Source organism: Falsihalocynthiibacter sp. SS001, from assembly GCF_042445055.1.
Lineage (GTDB): Bacteria > Pseudomonadota > Alphaproteobacteria > Rhodobacterales > Rhodobacteraceae > Falsihalocynthiibacter.
Genome location: NZ_CP170339.1, coordinates 2,559,902 through 2,585,390 on the forward strand (window position 1 = coordinate 2,559,902; position 25,489 = coordinate 2,585,390).

The window sequence follows — 25,489 nt, forward strand, 5'->3', positions numbered from 1 at the left end:
GAAAATTGCGTAAGCGCCGCGACTCCTTTATTTCTCTCGAATGCGTTGATAAGTCTCGCAACAACGAGCATTCTTAAACCTAGCTACTTTGGCTCGGACACCTAATTCGAAAGGCGCTAATTTGTCTCCCGACCTGCACGAAATTGAAACGATTTTTTCCGCCCTAGCGCTACTCTTTCTATTCTTGGTTTTGGGTTTGTGGGCGCGGCGACGTTTTTCCGTTCTTGAACGTCTGTTCATTCCTGGATCAGTGATCGCTGGGCTCATTGTGCTCCTACTCGGAACGGACGTTCTCGGGGCGGTTTCAACGCATTTTGCGGGCGAAGATTCACTTCTGTCTGATGGGCTATTCGGTCAGGAGCTTGTGTCCATTTGGCGAGGTTTGCCTTCGCTTTTGATTAATATCGTCTTTGCCTGCCTCTTTTTGGGTAAGTCACTTCCTCATCCCCGAGAGATATGGAGCCAGTCGGCACCCGTTCTTTGCTATGGCCAAACCATTGCGTGGGGCCAATATGTGATTGGGCTTACCCTAGCCTTGCTTGTACTAACGCCAGTATTCGGCATGGACCCAATGGTCGGCGCACTCATTGAAATCGGCTTCGAAGGCGGCCACGGCACTGCTGCGGGTTTGGCACCAGTATTCGAGAGCCTCAACTTTGAAGAAGGCATTGATCTGGCTTTGGGGCTCGCGTCGGTAGGCCTGCTGTCTGCAATTCTATCAGGCATCGTCCTCATCAATATTGCGCGGCGCAAAGGGTTGCTCATTGAGGATGATGCTATCCCAGAACACTCTGAACTAGAGCTGGAAACGGCGATATCTGACGATCAAGATACCTCCTCAGAGGACCATTCCGACCTTCCCATCGATCCGATGTCCTTCACCCTCGGCCTCGTTGCCGCGTCGATTGCTTTCGGGGCAGTCATTCTTGAAACCTTACAATTTCTCGAACGAATTCTCTGGGGTAGGAACGGCTTGGAACTTATGGCCCACGTCCCTCTATTCCCGATGGCAATGATTGGCGGAGCCATTGTGCAGATGATCGTTCAGCGCATTTGGGGCAAAGATGCGGTGGATCAAGTATTGATCAAGCGAACATCGGGGGTCGCGCTGGATCTCATCATCATTGCCGCGCTCGGGACACTCTCATTGTCCGTTATTGCGAACAATTTCGGGCCTTTCATAATCTTGGCTGTTGCGGGTGTATCATGGAACATTCTGGGTTTCCTTTGGCTTGCACCTAGGTTGATACCCGGCCCTTGGTTTCAGCGTGGAATACCGAACTTCGGCCAATCTATGGGTATGACCGTCACAGGAATTATGCTGTTCCAAATGGCTGACCCAAATAACCGCTCTGGCGGGCTGGAACGGTTTGCGTACAAACAACTCTTGTTTGAACCCTTTGTCGGAGGGGGGCTTTTCACTGCAATGTCCCTACCCCTCATTGCCGAATTTGGTCCAGTTGCCATTCTGATACTGACGGCAGTCTTAATGGTTTTCTGGGGTTTTCTGGGCTTTCGTATCGCGCGGGCCTCGGCTGGCTAATTGAACTGCGCGAGGCGAGCGGCACGACGCCATTGCCGAAATTCATGAAGCTTGACAGAAAATTGCTACGCGTATCATCCTACAAGAACGTGACGGCAATCTTTTAGGGAGTGAGCAAACATGAGTTTTGTTGAAGCAATCAAGACGTGCCTTGCAAAATACTTTGTATTTTCGGGGAGAGCAGTAAGATCAGAATATTGGTGGTTCGTGTTGTTCGTGATCCTCGTTAGCGTTGTCTTGTCAGTAATCGACGCTTCCATATTCGGTCAGAATCCTGAGACCGGTCAAAGCACTCAAGTCCTCACACCGATTTTCCAACTAGCCGTTCTCATCCCCATGCTCGCAGCAGGGTGGCGTCGCCTTCATGACACCGGAAGGCCGGGTTGGTACTTGCTCCTGCCCGCAGCACTGAGCATCGCGACCATGGTCATGCTGTTTAGTGGCGTTGCTGTGTTCTCGGTTCTTGAACAAGGAACGGACAACCCTGATGCATTGAGAGGCCCAGCGGCGTTTCTTGGCGTCGGCGGATTGATGGTCGTCGGGGCACTTCAGCTCGTCCTCTCAATTCTGATGATCTGGTGGCTCAGTCGCCCATCTCAGGAGGGTACGAACGAATATGGTCTACCTGCGACTTAATTCACTGATCTAGAACTGCTGAACTCTACTGGGGCCAGCAGTTCGGTCGCTTCGACGTCGCACATCAAAACACAGGAGGCACGGATATGGGAAACCAGCCAGCCGAAATCGAAAAACGCAATGTGGCACAAAAATGGACGGCTGCACTCTGTGCTATGTCCGCAATTGCGTGGGCTGCTTCGGCACATGCGCAAGACTTGTCCGAGCTGCCATCTCCATTGCTTGAAAAAGTAGAAGCCGCTCAGAAAGAATGTTCGGAGTTCGAGAACGGAGAGTTCTCCCTCGAATTCGGAGCCGTGAATCGTGTTGATCTCGACGGTGATATCCAGCGCGACTGGGTTCTGGACGAAGCAGGTTTCACATGTTCTTCCGCGGCATCCCTGTATTGTGGCACTGGCGGCTGTACATCTCACTTCCTAGTCGAGGACACAGTATCCTCGCTTCTAAATCAAGGATGGGATATGGCAAACATCGGCCCATATCGCGTGCTCCTCGCAGACGTGCACGGCTCGCAATGTCAGGGAACCAATCCGACGCCCTGTGTCGTGTCCAGCGTTTGGGACGCAAGCGAAAAAGTCTGGCGCAGCACGGTCGCTGACTGGGAGTAGAATTGCGTAGAGCAACGTGACTTTGCACTAGTTTCTGAAGGTCCCCCATAATCGCACGATTAGAGATTGCGAATTTAGGATTGCGTCTGGTCTACATAACATTCGACTACCTTTTGCACTGCCACAACTTGGTCGCTGCTAGTCGGTTATACTCCTAGCGAAGCAGACACAAATTATTTGTCTCACCACCACATTTTAACCACCTATATCAATGAGTTGCTGTATAAGAAAAACCGCAAATATTAACTAAAGCTTGGGCCTAGTACGGCGCTTCTGAGCAAAACGGCATCTCTCCTTCGCGTTGTGGTGCCTACTTATCACAGGCGTCAGGAGGCCTTTTTCGTGAGTGATTTATCCGCTAATGCGATGGCTAAGCCCAAACAGAACACTTACGTGTTGTTCAGCTATTTTCTACTTGCGATAGTTGGCGCAAAAGCACTCGTCACAGCTTATACATATGCAAGATTTACCGTCGACGACGCATTCATCACATGGCGCTACGGGCGCAATCTCGTAGAGTTTGGTTTGGGGTTACAACCCGACTTCGTTTGACCTCACACAGGCGTACACCAATCCGATAATGGCATTCATGTCCATTTTTTTTGCCCGCCGCAATTGGCATGGATATGGTGCTCTTTTTCAAGTTGTTTTCCGTACTCAACGTGACGGTGTTGGCGCTGGTCCTGCTTCACCTTTCTGACAACAAAATACTCACCTCAATCCTGCTTGCCGCGTTTCTGTGTGTGCCCGCGACTATCGTGCATCTCTTCGGGGGCCTCGAAACATTTCTGTTTGGTTCACTGCTGGGACTGTTGTTCATCGCTTTGGAAAGAAACAACGCAAAAATATCGACCATACTTGCGGTCGCGCTTATTCTCACACGGCCCGAAGCTTGGGTGTTGATTGCGCTTGTTCCGATGTACTTTCTGGCAATTGACCTAAAGCTGAAGCCGCATTTCGCGCAAAACAGATCATATCGCGTGTGCGCAATCCTTGTTACTGCCTTTGCGCTATATGTGATCTTCCATTGGTCATACTTCGGTTACATCGTGCCCAACACCTTTTACAGCAAGAGCGGCGGAAGCTTCGACATTTCCAAGTTGCTAGACTTTTGGGTGATCTACACGCTCCCGTTGATGGTTCCGCTGTTCACCAGTTCGCGTAAATCGGCGCTGTTTTGCTTATCTTTTCTTTGCCCCGGTCGCGCTTAACTATGCGTCATCTAACCTATCGATGAACTATTTAAACCTATTTGGGTTTCATATTCTCATGCCAAGCTATGTGTTGGCTGTTTTTGCTCTTGGGAGAGTGAACTGGAGGAAGATGTTCGATCAAGCTACCCCCGATTTTCGCGGCTTAATGCGGCCAGTTTTTGCAGTCGGATACTTGCTACTATCGCTCGTAATTCTTGACGCAAATGTAAGAGACGATGAACATCACATGTTCAGCTACTACCCGTGATCAATGCAATCGCATGCTGCCTTGGGGAAAGAGTTGAATGAACTTGGTCAAGAAGGTGCGGTCAAAGCTTTTGCATTTGCTGACGCGGGGATGGCGGCATTTCACTCTCGTCTCATTGCGCTGGATCACATAGGTCTGGGCAGTTCGCTTGTCACCCATAATGGGGTGACACCTGAAATTATCTCACAATACAATCCCGACATAATCGTACTTCACGGAAACCCAGAGCAAGGTATCAGGTCGGACTATGACCAACAGGTATTACTTGATTGGGCGTTGAAGAACGGACTAGGCAAGCTGTGTATTATGCAATGGCGGCCTACCTACATACTGCATATTTTTTCCAGAGTCTCACATTCAAATATAGAAGAACTCTGTGAGAAAACTGTCCAAGTGAACAACGTCTCGAACGAAAACTTCACCTTAAACTCCATGCAGGTTCCACCTTGGCGTTGGTGGACTGAATGACTTTTCTGAAGATCTGTGAACTATTTATAGGGATCGCGAACTTTTCATAACGAACACCGAGACCATTTGTAAGCTCTAGAAGAGCAGAACAGTCCATTGCTCGGCTCTCGGTGCCCCAAGAATAAGCTGCCACTAGCTCCGAGCGACACAATAAAGACGCTCCGCGCCAACCTCTTTCCGGAACGCAATTGCGGCAGCTTTCAAACAGGCACTACAACATCTCGGCCCGCGACTTTTTCAATCGCCAGACGCGTTCCGAATAGATCACTCAGCATTCCGCCTGTCATTGTAAGCTCGCGAGCCCCAGAGGTGATGAGACGCCCATCCTTTATCGCGACGATACGATCTGCGTAGCGAGCGGCGACGCCTAGATCGTGCAGAACAATCACCACACTACGCTGACCTTTTCCCGGGCGCGTCAATGCGTGGAGCCGATCCATGATGTCGCGAACGTGGCGTGGATCGAGCGCCGAGAGGGGTTCGTCTAGCAACATCCATGGCGTTTCTTGGGCCCACGCCATTGCTACGAACGCGCGTTGCCGCTGGCCTCCTGACAGCGCATCAAGCCGCCGTTCGGCCAATTCCTCGAGATCAAAGGCCGTGATTGCCTCTGCGATTTTGCGGTGATCTTCCTCGCGCGGGCGTCCGTGATGATGTGACCAGCGCCCAAACCCGACCAAGTCGCGCACGGTTAGACGGGCGGTGACATGTTCATTTTGCGCCAACAATGCCACACGTTGGGCGCGTTCGGGCGCACGGGCGCGTGCCATGTTTAGGCCCTCAACTTCGACGGTGCCAGTTGTCGGAGTCGTCAACCCCGCGATGGCGTTCAGAAGCGTAGATTTCCCTGCCCCGTTCGGACCGATCAATGCGGTAATCCCCCCTTGGCCAAACCTAAGCGAGACATCCGACAGGATCGTACTCCCGCCTTTTTGAACCGCGAGATTTTCGATTTCAATCATGCCGTGGTCTCCGAAGCACAAGGAACAGAAAGAGCAAGCCGCCCGCGAACTCCACGATCACAGAGAGCGTGGACTGTAAGCCGAGGACGCGCTCAAATACGAATTGACCAAAAACAAGGATGGTTGCTCCGATGATCGCCGCACCGGGCAAAAGGAGCGCGTGCCGCCATGTTGGCAAGACCGAGTGCGCCAAGCTCGCCGCAAGAAGCCCAAGAAAACTAATCGGTCCCACCAATGCGGTCGAAGTAGCGACCAACAGCGCCACAACCGCGAGGGCAGCGAAGACAACGCGGTCATAATCCAACCCAAGCGGCAACGCCGTTGCGCGCCCCAACGCCGCGAGGTCCAAGACACGTGCAAGGCGTATCGCGGCGATAAAGCTCAGGATAAGGACACCCGAAGCAATGGCGAGTTGCGTTTTATCGACCGACCCAAAGGTGGCGAAACTGGCTTGCTGAACGATCGCGAATTCGGACGGATCAAGCAGACGCTGCGCAAGCCCCGCAAGACCCCGCAGCAATACGCCTAGAATGACTCCCGTTAGCACGAGGCGCAAAATATCATCCGCTCCCTTTCGCAACAGGATACCAAAGAGCGCCAACGCCGAGGCAACGAGCACAAGCGTTTCAACGCCAAACTGTGCAAGAGTGGGAAGTGCCGCGAACCCTGCCCCTCCGAGCACTAAAACCAGCCCCGTTTGAATAAATACAAAAAGCGCATCAAAGCCAACGATCCCCGGTGTCAGCAATCGGTTAGCGGCGATGGTTTGGAACAACACCGTCGCCGTACCGACCGCGGCACCGACCACGCAAAGCGCAATGAGCTTGGTGAACCTTAGCGATAGAATAAAGCCCGCAGGTTCGCGCAGTTTCCAAAACAGGAATAACGCGGAGGCCGTCACCAGAACAAATGCGAGGAGAAACAATCGACGATTAGCCATTCGCGCGCCTCGGAGCTGCATAGAGAAGCCAGAGGAAAATCCCTGCCCCCAACACTGCGAAAATGGTTCCGGCAGGCACCTCATACGGGTACCGGATCAACCGCCCGATGATGTCGCAGGCAAGCACCATACAGCCACCAAGCCACGCCACCAGCGGCAGGTTACGTCGCAAGTTATCGCCATTCCAGCGGGAAACGACGTTGGGAACAACCAATCCGACAAACGGAATTGACCCGACACTCACGACCACGACCGATACTATAACTGAGACCAGAACCAAACCCATCAACAACGTTTGGCGATAATCCAATCCGAGACTGCGCGCTGTATCCTCGCCCAGACCAAGCATTGTGATGCGGTCAGCCGCCAGCCACAACAGCGCTGCGATCCCCGCGACCACCCAAAGCAGTTCATATCGCCCACGCAAAACACCCGAGAACTCGCCGCTTTGCCATACGCCAATGTATTGAACCAAATCAGTTGTCCACGCGAGCCAAAGGACGGCGGCCCCGATTATCCCACCATAGATCAAACCGACCAGCGGCAATAGAACCGGATCTCGGCGGGGTACATGGCGCGCAAGCCACAGGAATCCTAGCGTGCCAATGAGCGCCGTCGTTGCCGCAACCGACATCTTGACCATTAGTGCAGCCCCCGGTGCCAACAACGTAACGGCGAGCAATCCAAACATTGCGGATTCCGGTGTGCCAACTAGGCCCGGCTCTACGAGCCTATTCTGGACACTCATTTGCACGACAACCCCTGCAAGCGCCAAGCCAGCCCCAGCAAGAAGCGCCGCGAATGTGCGCGGAAGGCGGCTCACCATCAACACCATCGTCGAGTCGAGGTCGCCGCCAAAGAGATCAACTATCCCCACAAGACAACTCGCCCCCACAAGGAGGGCGAGCGTCAGTATTGCGATAATCCAGAGTTTCACGGGTTTGGATTAGCTAGGGTCTGCCTGAAGCGCGGATGACACCTCTGCGATTGTGCCCATCATCGACTGAATCCCGCCGCCCGAGAGGTAAAGCGGTGCAGAATCGAGGTAAACGATCTGTCCTGCGGTCCCTGCTTTGGTTCCTGCAACAAGGGGATTGTCGAGCGTCACAGCCGCAGCTTCGCCGTCTTGGCCGATGGCCGCGCCGCGATCAACTACGAAAATCCAGTCAGGATCAACTTCGGCGATAAATTCAAATGACACTGCTTCGCCGTGTGTTTCGGCCGTTAGTTCAGGATATGCTTCGGGCAAACCAAGCGTCGTGTGCAACCAGCCAAACCGCGAGTCATCGCCATAGGCCGAAACTTTTCCGCCGTTTGTCAGCAAAATCAGGACGTCGCCTTTACCATCTGCCGCGCTTTTCGCTCCTTCAACGGCTGCATCCAAATCTGCGAGCAAGGTCTCGGCTTTACCCTCAAGATCAAAAATCTGGCCATAGGCCAAAACGCGTGATTTAGCTTGGGAAAAGAGATCATCGCCGGAAATAGTCATGTCGATTGTTGGCGCGATTTGCGAGAGAGGCTCGACTTGGGTTTGCGAACGCCCACCCGCAACGATCAAATCAGGCGCCATCACAGCCAAAGCTTCGAAATCCGGTTCAAACAATGTGCCGACGGTTTCTGTACCCTGAAAAGCCTCTGCCAGATATGCGGGAGGAGTAATGTCTGGAACACCAGCAACCTTGAGGCCAAGCGCCGAAATGTCATCAACCGCGGCAAGATCAAGCGCGACAATTGTTTCCGGCGCGAGCGGCACCGCCACCTGACCTGTCGCGGTTTCCACGTCAACAGTTTGAGCCAGCGCGAATGTAGGTAGTGCCGTCAGGGCCAGCGTAGCGAAAGTGGTTTTCATGTTGTTCCTTCTCATTTTCTTCGCGATATGAATGACTCGACAAAGCCGACTTATTTTGTCAGATACATTTCGTACAGAAATACTCAGGAATAAAAAAGATGCAAACACAATTTTCCGACCAAGGTCGTTTTCAAACGAAAAGTGCCAGTAAGTACCTCCAACAGCTTTGCAAACACTTTGCCCATAAAATCGAGGTCGAGTTTGATTAGAAGTTCGGAAAAGCCGCCCTTCCAATGGGCCCCGCGACGTTGACGGCTACGGATGAGGAATTGACGGTCACCATAAGCGCCGACAGCGCGGAAGGGTTGCAACGCGCACGCGGCGTCATCGAAAGCCACCTTGAACGTTTCGCCTTTAGAGAAAACTTCAAGAATATGGATTGGGCCGAGCAGTAAAGCAGGGCCCTATGCGCACCTTGTTCTAAGCAATGACTGCGTGCTTACAGCCGCGCCGCTCTCGCCGAACAAGCACAGTTCCCCGAATTTCGGGAAGACTATCCGTCATCCATCCGTCGGGTCGCCCAAGCGTTTGGTCACCGTTTCCTCGCTCTTTGCGAAAGCTTCCCCAAAGGTACGGGCGGCGCGCAAAGAGTAGCCGTGCTCAATCCGGAATATGAAGGCACTTCAGTGGAAACCTGTGATTAGTCCGACTGATGCACGCGTTTCGCGATAGGGACATTGCTGACTGAACGATAGTGGGGCAACGCAGCGAATGCGCGGCGCTTCGGTGTTGCCAACCGTCAAAGCGGACAATCAATCGCCGATTAGCAACCTATGAAGCAGGAGAGCGTAGTGCCGATAATCCGGCATTAGCGTTCAGGAAAAACTGCGAGAAGATCGGGCTTGCGGCCGCGCCAATGCCTCTTGCGTTGACGCCGATACTACCTGATTTGATGGCTGGCACGATCAAACCGCGGGTATCTTGGTGCACCAGATATCGCTTGATCCGCGCAACAAGTTCGTCTCGAATTTCTGCTGGGAATGCGCCGTCGATCAGCACGGCTTCGAAATCAATCACAGAACAGACAGAGAGCGCGGCCTTGGCAAGCTCTTGTGCAGTTTCTCCAATCCATGGCTCGACAAACCGCATCAATGCGCTCCAGTCCTGCGGTTTTCTCCACAGAAGGTCAGCCTCCATCCCACCTTGTAGGAGGCGCGCTTCGAGCAGGTGAAGTGATGCGACGTCAATGAGTTGGCGGCTCTCCCCCAACGGGCCTGTCGCGCTCATCGAGCCAAGCGCCCCTGCGTTACCGCGGTTCCCCTCGAATACGGTGCTATTGATAACCACCCCGCCACCGATGAATGAGCCAATGAAAAAATGAGCGTAGTCACGATACTCTTTGCCTCGCCCAAACAAATGCTCGGCGCGGCAGGCGGCTGTGGAATCGTTCACAACGAACACTGGAAGGTGCGAAAACTTTTGCACCTCGGACGTAAAATCAACATCGCGCCACGATTTGAACTTTTCTGCGGCCTCGCCTTCTAGGTCATTCCATTTCCAAAGCTCAAACGGCGCCGCGATTCCAATTCCGCAAAGCTTATCCTGTGCCGATTGATCTAGCCGATCAATGATCTTTCCGAAGCCCCGCTCAAGGAACTGAAACACGATTTCAGGGAGGGGATAATCATATGTCGTGCTGATTTGGTCGCGTGTGTTTCCCGCCAGATCAAGCAGCAGGATATCCGCATTTCGCCGCCCTATTTTCAAACCAACCGACAGGATGCCGTCCGCGTTGAGCTCCATCGGAATCGAGGGCTTGCCGACCTTTCCGCGCACGGGAGAACCGCGCAGCAATAGGCCCTCTGCCTCAAGCTTTCGCAGGATTGTTGAGACCGCAGGAGGTGACAGCCCCATGCGTCTAGCGAGGTCGCTTCCAGGCAAGGCACCTTGGCGCTGAAGTATCGATAGAAGCAGGCGTTCGTTATAGTCGCGAACCCCACGCTGGTTCACGCCTCCACTCAAATCTCTGATCCGCCCGCCATCCATGCGATCGACCATACTCACCTCCCTAATTGATGGGAAGATAGTGCCGGCCCATTAATTAATAAAGTTAATTTATTTATTGACTTGAAATCCAGAATCATCGTTACCTAACGACAACTTGTTGCAGGAGGAGAGTGACAAGTTCGGCGCGCCACTTTGTGGATTGCGTCGAAACACGTTGATTTAATGGGAGGAAACCATGAAGAAGCTTCTAGCGACATCTGCTATTGCGATGAGCACACTCGCGGGCGCTGCGTCTGCTGACGACATCAGTGCTTGCCTAATCACTAAGACCGACACCAATCCATTCTTCGTTAAAATGCGCGAAGGTGCAGAAGCCAAAGCATCAGAGCTAGGCATCAGCCTGAGCAGTTTTGCGGGCAAAGTGGACGGTGACCACGAAACACAAGTCGCCGCGATTGAAACCTGCATCGCCAATGGCGCCAAAGGGATTTTGCTCACGGCGTCCGACACAAGCTCCATCGTACCAGCAGTGCAGCAAGCACGTGATGCGGGCCTTGTTGTGATCGCATTGGACACACCACTCGAGCCGATTGATTCCGCCGACATGACATTCGCAACCGACAATTTCCTTGCGGGAGAGTTGATCGGTCAATGGGCCGCTGCAACGCTGGGTGATGCCGCCGCTGACGCCAAGATCGCTATGCTTGACCTTGCTGTGAGCCAACCGACCGTTGGAGTTCTACGTGACCAAGGTTTCTTGCAAGGCTTTGGCATTGATCTGGGTGACCCGAACAAGTGGGGCGACGAAACAGATCCGCGCATCGTCGGGAACGATGTGACTGCGGGCAACGAAGAAGGTGGCCGCAAGGCGATGGAGAACCTTCTCGCCAAAGATCCGATGATTAACGTTGTTTATACCATCAACGAACCAGCTGCAGCAGGTGCCTATGAGGCTCTCAAGTCAATTGGTCGCGAAAATGACGTTTTGATCGTTTCTGTTGACGGCGGCTGCCCCGGTGTAGCTAATGTGAAGGAAGGCATCATTGGAGCAACCTCGCAGCAGTATCCGCTGTTGATGGCATCCAAAGGCATCGAAGCCATTGCTGCTTGGGCAAATGACGGCACCAAGCCGGCCGCCACCGAAGGCAAAGATTTCTTCGATACTGGCGTTGCTTTGGTAACCGACAATCCGGTCGACGGCGTTGACAGCATAGACACAACCGAAGGCACGGACCTCTGCTGGGGTTAAGCCAACGACGCAACTGACCACTAATTTCGAGAAGAGGCAGGCCAGCGCTTGCCTCTTCCATAATAACAGCTTTGGGCAAAATTTGGTGGAGGCCCCATGACCACACCCAACATAACAACAACCGAAACTTCGGATTCGGCATCGCAGATCGCGACATTTGAGCACGATAGAGGCTTCATCTCTAGATTTCACCATGCCCTGCATACGACGCCCGCGCTTGTACCGCTGATCGTACTGGTTGCCGCCATTGCTATTTTCGGCATTCTTCTGGGCAGCAAGTTTTTCTCGCCCTTCGCTTTAACACTGATCCTGCAACAGGTTCAGATCGTCGGCATCGTGGCCGCGGCCCAATCCTTGGTTATTCTGACCGCGGGCATTGATCTAAGCGTCGGCGCGATTGCGGTTATTTCGTCCGTCGTGATGGGACAGTTCACGTTTCGCTATGGGCTGCCACCCGCGGTTGCGGTGTTCTGCGGACTGGCGTTCGGCACGGCAATCGGTGCGGTAAATGGCTGGCTTGTGGCACGTATGAAATTGCCGCCATTCATCGTGACACTCGGAATGTGGCAGATCGTTTTGGCCGCCAACTTCCTATATTCGGCGAACGAAACAATTCGATCACAAGACATCGCCGCCGAAGCGCCGTTGCTGCAGCTTCTCGGCTACAAATTCAAGATCGGCGGTGCCGTGTTTACCGTCGGCGTCGTATTCCTCGTTGCTCTTGTGCTGTTCCTTGCATACGTCTTGAAACACACCGCGTGGGGGCGACACGTCTATGCCGTCGGAGATGACCCCGAAGCTGCTGAACTCTCGGGGGTTAACGTCAAGCGCACGCTTATTTCCGTTTACGCAATTGCAGGCTTGATTTGTGCGTTTGCAGGCTGGGCATTAATCGGGCGCATCGGATCGGTTTCGCCAACCTCTGGACAACTCCTGAACATCGAAAGCATCACGGCCGTCGTGATTGGTGGCATCTCTCTGTTTGGTGGGCGCGGCTCTATTTTGGGGACTTTCTTTGGCGCCTTGATCGTTGGCGTTTTCACGCTGGGGCTACGGCTTGCAGGTGCGGATGCACAATGGACATTCCTACTCATCGGCGCACTCATCATCGCGGCGGTGGCAGTGGATCAATGGATCAGAAAGGTAGCAGCGTAATGGAACCGATTTTAAAAGGCCGTGGATTGGTCAAACGCTATGGTAAAGTGACCGCTCTGGATAACTGTGACTTTGATCTAATGCCCGGCGAAATACTGGCGGTGATCGGCGATAATGGTGCGGGCAAAAGCTCACTCATCAAGGCGGTTTCCGGCGCGGTCATTCCCGACGAAGGAACCGTGACGCTAGAGGGGAAGCAGGTTCGCTTTTCCTCACCAATCGAGGCACGCGAGGCGGGGATCGAAACCGTTTATCAAACGCTGGCCATGTCCCCTGCCCTGTCGATCGCGGACAACATGTTCATGGGGCGCGAATTGCGCAAGCCGGGCTTTCGCGGTTCGATCCTTCGCCAACTTGATCGCCCAGCTATGGAGAAGATCGCCCGCGACAAACTTACGGAACTTGGGCTGATGACAATCCAGAATATCAACCAAGCCGTCGAAACCCTATCTGGCGGCCAACGCCAAGGCGTCGCCGTTGCACGTGCGGCAGCGTTTGGGTCCAAGGTGATAATATTGGACGAACCAACTGCGGCCCTCGGAGTAAAGGAAAGCCGTAAGGTTCTTGAGCTCATTCAGGACGTCAAATCTCGCGGAATTCCGATCATCCTCATCAGCCACAACATGCCGCATGTGTTTGAAGTTGCAGACAGAATTCACGTTCATCGGCTTGGAAAACGACTATGTGTGATTGACCCGAGGGATTACACAATGTCGGATGCGGTTGCCTTTATGACGGGCGCCAAAGAAGCACCAACCGAGGCTGCATAGTGACCCTCGTCACGAATGTCGAAGCGCTGGTGGATTTGATCGAAGCCACTCCAAGAGAACACCACCGCAAAATTATCGCGCTCGCGGGACCACCCGCGAGCGGCAAATCGACGTTGGCAGAACGACTTGTCGAAAAGTTCAACACTGGGGCGCAGGTCGTACCCATGGATGGCTTTCACCTCAGCAACGAAATTCTCGCCTCTCGCGGCCACTTAGCGCGAAAAGGTGCTCCCCATACCTTCGATGCCGATGGGTTCATATCTCTCGTTTCGCGCCTTCGGAATGAACCAGAAGTCTACTATCCCGTTTTTGACCGAAGCATCGAAACCGCCATTGCCGGTGCGGGTTTTGTATCAAAATCCTGCGATACGGTCATCGTTGAGGGTAACTACCTTTTGCGGGACTGCGCGCCGTGGCGTGATCTAGTGCCGCTTTGGGACGCGTCGGTATTCCTCGACATCCCGACAAACATCCTTGAAAAGCGATTGATCCAAAGGTGGATTGACCACGGCTTTTCGCCAAAACAAGCGCAGACCCGCGCAGAGCAAAACGACCTTCCCAATGCGCGGCAGGTGCAGGAACAAAGCCTTGAGAGCTCGCATATTTTCAGACCCGTTATTTAACATGTGCCGCTCTCGTAGCCTTGTGCCTTTGGTTCGTGTTTGCGAAAAGGCTGTATGGAAACAGACCAAACACTGACCGGCCGACGGCTCGTCCGCACGGACATCGAGCAGCTTTGCAGAGCCGATCAAACAGCAACGATTGAAAACTGTGATTTGTCCGATCAAGACCTTGCAAAATTGGACTTGTCGCGCTGGCAATTCACGGGATGCAACCTCGCGCGCGCGTCATTTAATGGCGCCACACTCGACGAAGCCAGCTTTACCAATTGCCGCGCATCAGCGACCACCTTCATCGGAGCCAGCCTTTCAGAGGCCATAATAAAGGACGGCGACTACAGCAATGTTAATCTACGCGGCGCGACATTAACCTCTTTGAATATAAGCGATTGCAAGATGACCGGCGCGGATTTCACTGACGCCCGCACGCTCGACCTGCAACTAAAGTCTGTGCTCCTTGTGCTTGCGATTATGCCGAAGGTCTCGTTTTGCAAAACGCATCTAGAAGGGGTGGATTTCAGCGAGGCCGACCTGAGAGGATGTGATTTTCGCGATGCGACACTTGACGACTGCTCCCTTCGTGACGCGAATCTACCCGAGTGCCTTTTTCAAGGCGCCGACCTCCGCGGCGCGGACTTGGGTGGCGTTCGGCTCACCGATGCGCAAAGTTATAAGGGCGCGATTATTTCCAAACGTCAGGCCGCCGACCTACTTGGGCAGTTAGGGCTAAGAGTTCTGTAGCATTGGAGAACAGTCACTCCGAGTCGGTCTGAGGATTGGTAGACTCGACAACCAGAAGAGCTAGGCAGCCTATCTAGGGTAGGTCACTACTAGATATTCAGGGAATTGTGGTAGCGGAGGAGGGACTTGAACCCCCGACACGCGGATTATGATTCCGCTGCTCTAACCACCTGAGCTACTCCGCCACGTTGAGCGCTGTTTAGGTAAATGGATTAGGAAGGTCAAGCGATGAAATGAACAAAAGTTTGAATATTGCTTCATTCTGGATCGGCATCCCTCGTTAGGCTGATCGGAGCGGAATATGATTGGCCATCTTCACCCAAATTCCCGCCCCTATTTGACTACAAATGAGCTATTCCGATCAGGTTCTTATCTATCAAATGATCACACTCGCCTGTTGTGCCTGAGCATCCTCGAACAGAATCTCCACTTGGTCCGCGAATGCGCCAGTGCTTGTATTGACGGTCGCAACGAGCTGCCCATCGACGTCCAGCGCTCCACTGCTCGCGTCATAGTTAACGTGATCGGCAACTGTTTCTTCTTCGTTGATATCAATCAATGCGGACAAATCGATAGCGTCTCCGCCGTCGGGGGCATCCGGCCCTTCGTAATCCGTGATGACATCGGCCAGCGTCAGACCCGCCATAACGAATATATCGGCCCCCTCGCCGCCCGTCATTGTGTCGGAGTAAGCGCTTCCGATGATGATGTCATTCCCTGCTCCGCCGTCCACTGAGAAACCTCGCGACGCTGCGCTTAGGTCCACGAGGTCGTCTCCGCCCAGCATCTCAAAACCATCAACGCCTTGGTAAGTTGAATCGGCATCTACTATAACGACATCGCCCTGCTCCGTCGCGCGAGCGATGGTTTCACCGCGTGACTCCGAAGTTACTTCGGACATTACCTGTCTTTCGCTTTCGTCTGTCCTGACGGTTTCCATTTGAAGGATTTCAGGCTCATGGCTTCCATCCTCACCAATGTCTTGATTGGCCACTGCGAGGGTGTTGTCGGGCACGCTTTCCTCTTCGAATTCGTCCTGAAGGGGCGGTGAGAAAGCCCTAAAGCTTAGTAGTGTCGCCGTGGGCGCGGGGTCTTGGAACTGGACCTCGAAAGGCACAGGGGCGGCCGTGCCGTGCGTGCTGGTGACTGTAACCGTACCTGTGAAATCCTCGGCCCTATTAAGAGGGATCGCCACCGACAGCGCTGCGATCGCGGCGGCAAAAGCCACGGGATCAGTACCGTTGCGCGATAGGGTAAGCTGTGTTCGCTCGTCGTTGAGCGTGCCGCCATTTGGCGTTCGTGTTCCGATTGGGAGGGCCTGATCAAAATCGATCACGACTTCCTCTAGTGTCTCCCACTCATTGGTTGCTGGCACGATCGAGGCATCAATGCCAAACTCAACTTCTTCGGCGCCCAATCCGCGCGTTACGATGATCGGCGAAGTGCTGGTGACCTCGACATCAAGCTCGCCCGCGACCTCGACGGTAAATGTCCCACCCTCATCGGCGCCCTCATTCGTGATGACCTGAATTTCTCCGTTTAATGGTGTGCCGTTCGTGGCAAAATCTGCGGGGAAAGTGACTGTCAAAGTCTGGAAATCTGTGTCACTGCCCGTATAGGTCAGCACTCCACCGCTCGCCGTTCCAGAGCCATCTCCCGATGTCCAAGTTGTGCCATCTGGAACGCCAGTTAGCGTGTAGGTAACGGTCCCCACTTCGGACCCGTCCACGTCGGTCACCTCAACAGTAATATCATCCGACGGCGCATAAACCAGCGCAGCGTCCGTTTCGGTGAGTTGAACAGCGCTATTGTCGATACTGAAATCGAGATCGGGCGAGACCGTAATAGTCAAATCAATCTGAATAGGTTCAGAAACTTCTTCGTCCACGAAGAGCGCACCCGGTTCTGTAGAGTCGATAGAAACTGCCACGATTGAAAGCGAAACGTCGCCCGCAAAGTCAGTAGGCGGCAGATAGGTCACGGTGCCGCTTGGAGTTAGCGTAACGCCCGGGCCTCCTCGACCATCCGCAGGAATAGAGACCACACCACCGACTGCGTCGACTGGCACGCCATCCAGAAGTATCTGCCCCACAGGATTCCCGCCCGCATCGGTCGGGAGCGTAATGTCAAAACGCATATTCTCGTGTGGATCAGGAGTTGTCCCTGAAATCGTTAGCTCAACACCAACGGGGTCATCCTCAACCCCAGTGGATGGGTCGGCAGTCGCCGTCAGAGTTGGATCGTCTGCATCCGGACGCACCCGAACGATGATATCCTGTTGAAAATCAGCTTCGTTATCGCTCTGGTCTTCCAGACTATCGATAAAATCAATCTCGAGCGTTTGAATTGAAATACCCACGACAAACTCCGAAGGGATATCGGTATTTATCTCGTCTGGTGTGCGTGCGTGCTCTGGTTCAAGGACAACCATGACGCTCGCAAACGCACTCTCGGAAATCGTGTAGGTTCCGTTACCATTATCAATAAAACCGCTTCCTGAAGGCCCGGTAAGTATAAGTCCGTCGGCTTGGGTCAGGTCAACAACGATCGATATGGTTTCCGAGCCATCCGTATCCCCACCGGTCGGGTTGAGCGCGGGGAACGTAGAAAAGGGGATATCCTCAATAATCTGAAGAATTGGCGTGCCGCTACTGATGTCAACGTAGGGGTTGCCCGTATCGGGATCGATAACGCTTTGATCGACCACGAGTTGCGGAATATCGGCTACGGCATCGACATAGACCTGTGTTGACGAAGTGTTTGACGCGGTGTCGCCGTTGATATCCTGAGTTGTCGCAGTAACTTCGATCGTCAGATAGCCGCCGCCATAATTCAGAGGCGGGAGTATATACAGGCCAGAGATATCCGCAGGCGCAACGGTAAATGTACCGCTTCCATCGTTAGGAACCGATGTCCCGTCAGCCAAGAACAACTGAACAGCAGAGGAGTCCCCGCCGGTGATGCTAATGACCACATTGCCCGTTAGGCGCTCGCCGCCATCCATTCCGCCAGCTTCATCTATCAGGGAGTTGTTTAGCTCAATGCCTAGTTCGTACTGAGTATCTTCTTTGAAGGTGTCATCGCCCGTAATGACAATGATCGGTCCGTCCACAACAGGAACGATATTCAGATCAAAGCTGCTTGTGGTTGTTTCGACCGTTCCACAACCAATGTTGTTCACCGTCATGCTGAAATCGATCTGGTCTAGACTATCATATGTATCGTTCGGACCGATAGTTTCGGCAGGGTCAAACGGGTTCGCAGGGCTGGATTGGTGCGGCGGCGGTGTAATCGTGATGCTGCCGGTTGTTGTGGTTCCGTCAATTCCCAACTTAGCGATATCAATGATCCACTCGCCTGATGTGGGATCTAGGTAAACAGCGCCCGCTGGATCACTCGAAATCGTCGCCCCCTCAGGGAGGTCAATCGATATGGTAACACTCCCGATGCGACCGTCGGGTAGATTCATCAGGTCATCAAGGCTGCTATAGTCCCCATCCGGCGTCAGAACGGGGCGCAGCACGATTCCCTCATCCTCTAGTGTCTCGTCTTCGCCATCAAAGGTTAGCGTTGGCGCTGGGATTGGATCGCAATTCGTCGGATCACCACCTGGATCGGGCAGCACAATAATCGTGAACGTCTGCTCGGTCACTGCGGCGCCTGGCTCTGCATCAATCGCCGCCAGATTTGCAGCAATATCGCCACCCGAAATCTCTATCACTTCCTGATCGTCTTCATAAACGATACCGTACAGCGTCAGTTCGTAGAACTCTACTTCACTCACATCAGGGGCAACGAAAACAAGGTTATCAAGCTGGTCCTGCGTTACAAGATAGGTTCCGCCGTCATCGGCTATCTGTTGGGCTCCTGCGAAGTATCCGCCTGATGGAACACCATCAATAATGTAATAGATCGTCTCGGAGCCGTCATAATCAGCGCCGTCCTGAATCTCGGTCATCATGCCGCTGAGGGGATCGACCGCTTCAAAAATAGAGTCGTCAGGTGCGGTGAACCCATTCTGAATTGCAGCGTCGGTCAGCTTCTGATTCAGCTCGAAACCGGGGTTGCCGTAATACCCCGCATATCCGTAAACTTGATCAAAGCTGTACGATGGGTCGACCTTGTATACGGCATCCACATCACCATCGGTCAGTGAACTGCCCGCGGCGGTTGGATCATCCTCTTGTGCGTAAACTTCGGCGGGGTCCGCAATACCTTTAACATCAATAGTAATCTGGCCCGTCGCGACAATCGGAGTTGATAAATTCAACGGATCGACAGTTTCAAAATATGTGACCTCCACGTCCAGCGTAAGCGTATTGTTCCCGTCCAGACGCGGAAGCACCCAAAGGTTCTGCGCCATATCCTCGTCGGTTAATTCAATACTGCCCCCGCTCATAAGGAGTTCGGTGACGCCTGCGGGGGGATTGTCAGGGTCGAAGGTATCGACATCAAAACCGGCCCCCGTTGTGTCATAGAAAAAGCGCGGCCCCTCACCTGCGAATTCATCGCCATCAGCAACTGTTATGGTTATCGGATATTCGATAGCCTCAGGAGAACGCGGCGAATTGCTCTCATTGTCGATAATGTTGCCGTCAATAACGACATGTACTGGCGTATCCTCGTTGGTACTGCCGGTTTCAGAAGGGTCTCCGCCGTCTGTAACAGGGGCAACATACAGCCGCAGATCCAGCTGAGTAATGCGAGTATCTCCTCCATCCGTTTCAGTCGTCACAACATCGACAGGTTCGGCAACAGAACCGGAGAAATGCGTTGGGACACCACGAATTTCGATGAACTCCCACTGCCCTGCTTCAAGACTCCAGACGTTAAACCCATCAGGTTCATTTAGCGCCGTAATCAATGCAGGAACTTTGGGGCCTGTTGGATTGTTTACGTCCTCTGGGACATAAATCGTAATTCCCTGCGGTACATTGCGCAGAACAACAGCCGTTACCTTCTCGGAGCCATCCATGTCATTGATCTCTGGAAACAACGAAACGGTCCAGACGCCCCCTGCATCATCTATCTCTTGCTCATTCCCGATGGGAACAGCCGGAATGTAGGCAAGGTTATTGACAGGCTCAACATCGACATCGAACTCAGCTTCGACAACGACTTCGTCATCTGGCGTTTCGGTGGCAAGCGTCCCCTCCGTCGTGTAATCGCGCGTTGTTAGCGCGACGGTCAATTCACCGTCGAAAAACTCCCCTTCAGCAGTATATCCAAGCCCCTGCCAGTCATAATCGCCTTCCGGATTGACATCGTAATCCTCATAGAGCGTCGGCTGAAGCTGTATTGATCCTTCGAAATCGGTCTCGTCTCGCAGGAACGTAATCGTCAACTCGCCCGTTGCGTCGTCATAGGTGGCGCTTTCGATCTTATCCCATTGTTCATCTGAAATGGGCGACGTGCCGTCGGCCGAAAAGAATGCAGCCCTATCAACGTCACCGCCGGTTACATAGTCCGCGATCCAATCGGTCGGGATATTCCGAACGATAATGGATTCCAACTCTTCCGATCCGTCCAAATCAGGCGTCGAAGCAGAGATACCAACGTAGAGTTCTACCTGACCGGCGTCACTCGATCCGTCATCGGTGCTTTCCAAAAGACGCAATACATCTACGGCCGTGGAAAGCGGGTCATCTTCGTTCGCTGTGGCGCTGATGGAGGTTGGGGAATTTCCATCAACTTCGTTGTCATTCAGAACAAATACGCTCGCACCCAGCTCTGCCTCGGCGACGGCCGCAACAATAACCATTGTTGTAAAGGACGTATTGATACCACCGACATCTAAGCTGTTATTATCGGTTAGATCGACTTCAACATCGCCGGGATAGGTATCGGGCGTTGTTGTCTCTCCCCAAATTAGATCGCCGCTAATCGACGCCTCGCCGCTGAAATGCTGAGGGAATGAAAGTTTCAGGCTTTCCAGCGCCGTCGTGAACTCTTCTTGTGTTGTTCCAGCGGCAATATTAATCGCATAAGAAACGGTGTCATCTCCGTTATCAATCGGACCGACGATCGTAATAAACGCTTCGTAATCCGAGGTCACAAATAGACGCATGTCATCGGAGTTCATCGGATCAAACACATCCGAGGCGGTATCGATGGCGATTGTCAGCTCGAGCGAAGTAATGGTTTCCGAGCCGTCATTATCACTCAAGGCGATTTCATTGAAGTTCAACGCAACGTTGCGCCGCCCTTCTGTGTTCTCTTTGCTGTTAACGTCATCCGTATTCCCCGACGCAGCGTCCACAACCGCGTCAACGTCCATATCGACGATATCGCTGGCGGTATTTGTATCGGTGTCTGGAATGCTATCGGCGGTATCAACCGAAGTAACAGTTGCCGTGATTTCGTCGCCAACGATTGTTGCCACGTCGCGATCATCGTCGGCAAGAGGCGTAAGCGTGATCCCTGCCGCGACACTGGTAACACCCGCAACCAAAGTAATGGTGATCGTCGTCCCCGAAACCGTCGAGGTATCAATGAGCGCTAACTGCCCAGGGTCACCCGTGAGCGACCCCGAGATATCGCCATCCGCTGGTGTCGTCCAACCTTCAGGCACGTTTTCGATAACAATCTGCGTGAGCTCCTCGGAGCCATCCTGATCCGGAGTAGATGCATCAAACGTGAGGGTGAAATTGTTATCTTCTTTGACGATGAAGTTCTCGAGATCGGGATCACCATTGTCGATTTCGGTAACAGTTGGCGCATTCTCAACGACCGAAAGGTCAATCGTCGGCTCGGCAATTGGCGTGATATCCACGTTAAACGTTGAGGAGTCTGGCCCGCCTTCGTTTGATGTTGCCTCGACCGTCACGACAATGCGGCCCGAGAAATGCGTGGGAAGCGACGTGATCGCCATCGACTGCAATTCCGCCAACGTTACAGAGATGGTTTGACTTGGTCCTGTCAGGTCCTGTTCGCCAGAGCTTGTGGTAATCGTCGTACCCGTGTCGGGAAGCCCCTCAAACGTGACTTCTATTGTTTCGAGTGTCTCAGAGCCATCAATATCCGTAATCTCGATATCCATGCCCAGTGGAATTGTCTCGCCCTGCCCGTCTGGCGGCGCAGCGACATAATCCTCCACCTCGGTGATATCCGCTGTCGTTATTGCGATATCGGCTTCTGGAGCAACGGTGACGGTAAAGTCGATAACGGCAACACCATCATTGGGTCCGTCATCCACACCGTTCTGGTCCTCGTCGGTGATGAAAGTAACCGATCCCGTTAGATCGCCGTCGGTGGTCGAGTAATCATCAGGCAACCTGATGATCGTTGCCTCGTATTCGGCGCCAGTCAGGCTGTACGATGCGGCATTCGCAGGGCTGAAACTGTTGCCGTTGTCAGTTGAAATCTGTGATCCTGCGGGCAGGTTATCAAAGCTCACTATGACGGTTTCAATGCTCTCGGAGCCGTCCAGATCGGTTGGGTCCGCGATTGCGGCGTCCGTCATTCTGAACTCAACCGGATCAGACGTTGTATTATCATCATCCGTGTCACCGGGCGCGTCATTCTCATCCAGTGCAATCGTTCCGCCGGCTTCTGCAAGGATGTCGCCCTCGGCGGTTATCGTTACGGTGATCGTTCCGCTATCGGTATTGGTGGTGGCGTCGCCCTCGTCCGTCGTTGCGGTAATCGTTATTTCAATCGGGGCACTTGCAGGATTGGTTGTGGAAAAATCTGTCGGCAACTTGAGCGATAGATCTTGGTACTGCGCAAGCGTAAGCCCCGTCAGCCCACCCGCAGGGACCGTTTGAAAATCTGCGTCTGTGGGCGAGGCAACAATCGAATAAAGCGCGCCTGCGGGAAGATTGGCAAAGGCAACATCAATTCCTGTAAACGATTCAGAGCCGTCCATATCGGTGATTTCGGGCACAACACCGCCGCTTGCGGTATCGCTTGGCTTGAAGATCAGAGGCGCGTCAGTCTCGGAAATATCCATCGCGCCATCTTCAACGAGTGGGTCGCCCTCGTCGTTGATGGTGATGGTGAATGTACTGTCACCTGTCACCATCGGCTCGCCAGTATTCGGATCGATAGTCAGCTCAACCAGCGCGGTAAACTCGCCCGGTGGCGGGTTGATCGTGCTTTCGGTCGAAAAGTCCTTCTCGAAGGTCAGCGTAACATCAGGAGGCGCAACTGCATCAGTAGGATAGTTGTATGTCCACGTCACAAGCCCATCGGCATCAGGCGCACTAAAACTACCGGTATTCGAGGTCGTACCCGCAGGAAGCCCCGGAATGACAATCACAGCGCTATCGACGGTTTCGCGCGAGTCCGCGTCAACAAATTCGAGATAGTCAGAGAATAATATCACGACGTCGGCGTCAGTCTCGTCGGTTACGACATTTCCGACAACCTTCGCGTCCGGCGTCGGAAAAATCTCGATTGTCTGCTGTGTAACTTCCTGACCTTCTCGCGTCGTCACGGTAATAACCGTTTCAACCGTTCCGTTCACGTCTGGCGCGAACTCCATTATCAGCGCGTTCGCTTCGGCGACTGTCCCAGTCCAAACGAGCGTGTTCGGATCATACGTACCGCCGTTGAACACCGTTCCGTCGGGCAAAGAGCGCGAATATTCAATCGTTACCACAGCGGTAAATGGATCGTTTCCGGGCACGTCCGTTTCCGAGCCGTCAATATCACCAATCGACGTATCAATACCGGTGTTGCCAGCATCAATGTCCGCTTGCGTTACAACATCAACGCCCAGACGAACAATCGTTCCGATCTGGCTAAGCGGGCCACCATCTTCGAGCACTTCAATCTTGGACGGAGCCGTCAGATCAATGTCCTCAACAAAATCTATGTTCAGAACACGCGTCGCAGAATCCACACCGTCATTCGGTCCGTCATCGACACCATTCTGATCTTCGTCAGAAATTATGGTAAGACTGAAGGTAATCGGAAGCGCGGTCTCGCCGCCCGTTAAGTCCGAACGATTGGCAGTCGAGAAATCCGGCGGAACCGAGAACTGGATCGCTTCGTAGGCTCCCAAAACATCGCCGACGCCTGCCGCATCAAGCGTAATCGTCATCGTGATCGAACCATCCGCAGCGCGCGCAAAAACGACATCCGCGCCGGGATCGACCTGTAAATCCAGATAAGTGCCGTCAATCGGGTCCGCCAACGGAACACCATTTCGATCCGTCGCAGGCAAGCCTTCAACCACAAGTACTGCTTGAGTCAAAGTTTCGGAACCATCGTCATCCGTTAGCTTGGGTGCCAGCAACTCAACTGGAAGGATCGGGAACGCGTCGCCCGCGCTATCTGGGTCCAGCTGATCCTCTATCAGATCCGCATAAGGCATTGAGCTATCAATTTCAGCATCGCCCTCCGTTCCAATCGTGATCGAAACGTCGAGGCTCCCGACTTCGGTTCCACCGGTATTGGACTGGGATGTTATCGTGCCGGTAATTGCGGCTTCTGGTCCATCCGTTCCCGGTGCGGTGCGATTATCTGTCGAGAAGTCCTTGGGAATTGTCAGGGTAAGCGAAGGATAATCCGCCGCGGTTCCCATATATTCAAACGTAAGCGTGCCATCCTCTGCTTCGGTGAATGTACCGGCGGTTGCAGTTGTCCCAGGCGGAAGACCGACAAGCACAACATGCACATCCAACAGCGAAAGCGTCGAAGCGCCGCCGACATCGGGCGCTATCTGATAGAACTCCGACAAATTGATAACCAAGGTCCCGTCCGTTTCGACCAGGTCAACATCGCCGCCTTCCATAATCGGATTAACGACAATCCCAGTCGCACCACCGTATTCCTCGTCGTCACGCTCGGGGCGTGGATACTCCGTGGGGGGCAATAACGGACTGAAAGGCAGGCCGATAAGTGGGTCAATGACGACAATTGGCTTGTCTACACTACCCGGGTTCGGCGGCTTACTGTCGAGCAACCAGTCCAAATCTTCGATGGGTTCGATATCGGCGAGCTCGTCCCATGAGGTTTCTGTATTTGCGGCCTCGGCAACGCTCTCGGTCGGGATCGCGAACGCGTCGCCTACAAGCAAATAATTCTCAAGAACGGCATCAACCAACACAATAATTGTGCCATCTGGTTGGAGCAAAATGATGTCGTCGCCGATGATCGCCAGATGAGAAAAACTGGTGTCCGATGGGATCGCAACCCGCGCGCGGCCATCAGCATCAATCAGAGTTAGGCCCTCAACGACGGCTCCTTCTTGCGCGGCCTCGATCAGTTGCTTCAATTGCTCCAAAGTCGTCGCACCAGAAAGAGACGCTCCAAATTCAACCGTACCATCAGCCATGGTTAAGTCCCCTTAACTAAGAAATGTCCCCATAAGAACTGTTTTCAAAATCAACGTAGCCACGAAGTAGCCACTCAGGCCCCTCGGAAAGCATAAGAACAAGCCGCAGTCCGTAAAAATATGGACCACTAGTCCAAGCAGCTCAGCGTAATTCGCATCTTTGCCGCTCTCATCTATCTCAAAGTACTTCGCCGATGGATGCCGATAAATACGGGCATTTTTCAATAATCGGATCAAAAACACCAGAATGCTTCGGCG

The 25,489-nt window shown here is 53.4% G+C and carries 17 protein-coding genes, 1 tRNA gene and 1 pseudogene; 12 read left to right on the forward strand and 7 right to left on the reverse strand.

The window, feature by feature from the left end:
- The first annotated feature begins 121 nt into the window (after positions 1-121).
- From ACFE33_RS12290 to ACFE33_RS12315, 6 genes are all read left to right on the forward strand, one after another.
- Entirely contained in the window at positions 122-1,543 is a 1,422-nt protein-coding gene (locus ACFE33_RS12290; protein WP_380053867.1) for a sodium/glutamate symporter, read from the forward strand.
- 120 nt (positions 1,544-1,663) lie between these two features.
- Entirely contained in the window at positions 1,664-2,179 is a 516-nt protein-coding gene (locus ACFE33_RS12295) for a DUF805 domain-containing protein (protein ID WP_380053870.1), read from the forward strand.
- 86 nt (positions 2,180-2,265) lie between these two features.
- Positions 2,266-2,787: a hypothetical protein gene (locus ACFE33_RS12300; protein WP_380053873.1), complete on the forward strand. Its 522-nt coding sequence runs from the start codon at positions 2,266-2,268 to the stop codon at positions 2,785-2,787.
- Between the two features lie 342 nt (positions 2,788-3,129).
- Positions 3,130-3,339: a hypothetical protein gene (locus tag ACFE33_RS12305; protein WP_380053875.1), complete on the forward strand. Its 210-nt coding sequence runs from the start codon at positions 3,130-3,132 to the stop codon at positions 3,337-3,339.
- A gap of 74 nt (positions 3,340-3,413) precedes the next feature.
- On the forward strand, positions 3,414-3,998 hold the full coding sequence (locus ACFE33_RS12310; RefSeq protein ID WP_380053877.1) for a hypothetical protein: 585 nt from the start codon (positions 3,414-3,416) through the stop codon (positions 3,996-3,998).
- 283 nt (positions 3,999-4,281) lie between these two features.
- Positions 4,282-4,716 (forward strand): hypothetical protein, encoded by a 435-nt coding sequence (locus tag ACFE33_RS12315; protein ID WP_380053880.1) that lies wholly within the window; start codon positions 4,282-4,284, stop codon positions 4,714-4,716.
- A gap of 200 nt (positions 4,717-4,916) precedes the next feature.
- Here ACFE33_RS12315 and ACFE33_RS12320 read toward each other — a convergent pair whose 3' ends face one another.
- The 4 genes from ACFE33_RS12320 to ACFE33_RS12335 are packed head-to-tail and all read right to left on the reverse strand — an operon-like array spanning position 4,917 to position 8,467.
- A complete protein-coding gene (locus ACFE33_RS12320) occupies positions 4,917-5,678 on the reverse strand; it encodes an ATP-binding cassette domain-containing protein (protein WP_380053882.1) in 762 nt (253 codons plus the stop codon).
- Positions 5,671-6,618: an iron chelate uptake ABC transporter family permease subunit gene (locus ACFE33_RS12325; RefSeq protein WP_380053884.1), complete on the reverse strand. Its 948-nt coding sequence runs from the start codon at positions 6,616-6,618 to the stop codon at positions 5,671-5,673. Before ACFE33_RS12325 ends, ACFE33_RS12320 begins: the two co-directional genes overlap by 8 nt.
- The gene (locus ACFE33_RS12330) at positions 6,611-7,555 is read right to left on the reverse strand and encodes an ABC transporter permease (protein WP_380053886.1); all 945 of its coding nucleotides are present in this window, start codon (positions 7,553-7,555) and stop codon (positions 6,611-6,613) included. The genes ACFE33_RS12325 and ACFE33_RS12330 overlap by 8 nt, the downstream gene beginning before the upstream one ends.
- A gap of 9 nt (positions 7,556-7,564) precedes the next feature.
- A complete protein-coding gene (locus ACFE33_RS12335) occupies positions 7,565-8,467 on the reverse strand; it encodes a siderophore ABC transporter substrate-binding protein (RefSeq protein ID WP_380053888.1) in 903 nt (300 codons plus the stop codon).
- 98 nt (positions 8,468-8,565) lie between these two features.
- Here ACFE33_RS12335 and ACFE33_RS12340 point away from each other — a divergent pair.
- A pseudogene (locus ACFE33_RS12340) lies at positions 8,566-8,862 on the forward strand (DUF2218 domain-containing protein).
- Positions 8,863-9,238: 376 nt separating this feature from the next.
- On the opposite strand, the gene ACFE33_RS12345 reads toward ACFE33_RS12340, so the two are convergent.
- Positions 9,239-10,465 (reverse strand): ROK family protein, encoded by a 1,227-nt coding sequence (locus ACFE33_RS12345; RefSeq protein ID WP_380053889.1) that lies wholly within the window; start codon positions 10,463-10,465, stop codon positions 9,239-9,241.
- 184 nt (positions 10,466-10,649) lie between these two features.
- On the opposite strand from ACFE33_RS12345, the gene ACFE33_RS12350 reads away from it, so the two are divergent.
- The 5 genes from ACFE33_RS12350 to ACFE33_RS12370 all read left to right on the forward strand — a co-directional run bounded on the left by ACFE33_RS12350 (position 10,650) and on the right by ACFE33_RS12370 (position 14,949).
- Positions 10,650-11,663, forward strand: coding sequence for a sugar ABC transporter substrate-binding protein (locus ACFE33_RS12350; RefSeq protein WP_380053891.1), 1,014 nt, complete (start codon positions 10,650-10,652; stop codon positions 11,661-11,663).
- 96 nt (positions 11,664-11,759) lie between these two features.
- Positions 11,760-12,818, forward strand: coding sequence for an ABC transporter permease (locus ACFE33_RS12355; RefSeq protein WP_380053892.1), 1,059 nt, complete (start codon positions 11,760-11,762; stop codon positions 12,816-12,818).
- Entirely contained in the window at positions 12,818-13,588 is a 771-nt protein-coding gene (locus ACFE33_RS12360) for an ATP-binding cassette domain-containing protein (protein ID WP_380053894.1), read from the forward strand. The genes ACFE33_RS12355 and ACFE33_RS12360 overlap by 1 nt, the downstream gene beginning before the upstream one ends.
- A complete protein-coding gene (locus ACFE33_RS12365; RefSeq protein ID WP_380053896.1) occupies positions 13,588-14,211 on the forward strand; it encodes a nucleoside/nucleotide kinase family protein in 624 nt (207 codons plus the stop codon). The genes ACFE33_RS12360 and ACFE33_RS12365 overlap by 1 nt, the downstream gene beginning before the upstream one ends.
- Positions 14,212-14,265: 54 nt before the next feature.
- On the forward strand, positions 14,266-14,949 hold the full coding sequence (locus tag ACFE33_RS12370; protein WP_380053899.1) for a pentapeptide repeat-containing protein: 684 nt from the start codon (positions 14,266-14,268) through the stop codon (positions 14,947-14,949).
- A 108-nt stretch (positions 14,950-15,057) separates the two neighbouring features.
- Here the strand turns inward: ACFE33_RS12370 and ACFE33_RS12375 are convergent.
- Together ACFE33_RS12375 and ACFE33_RS12380 are read right to left on the reverse strand one after the other, a co-directional pair.
- Positions 15,058-15,134, reverse strand: a tRNA-Met gene (locus tag ACFE33_RS12375).
- Between the two features lie 191 nt (positions 15,135-15,325).
- Positions 15,326-25,231 (reverse strand): hypothetical protein, encoded by a 9,906-nt coding sequence (locus tag ACFE33_RS12380; protein ID WP_380053902.1) that lies wholly within the window; start codon positions 25,229-25,231, stop codon positions 15,326-15,328.
- Positions 25,232-25,489: the final 258 nt, after the last annotated feature.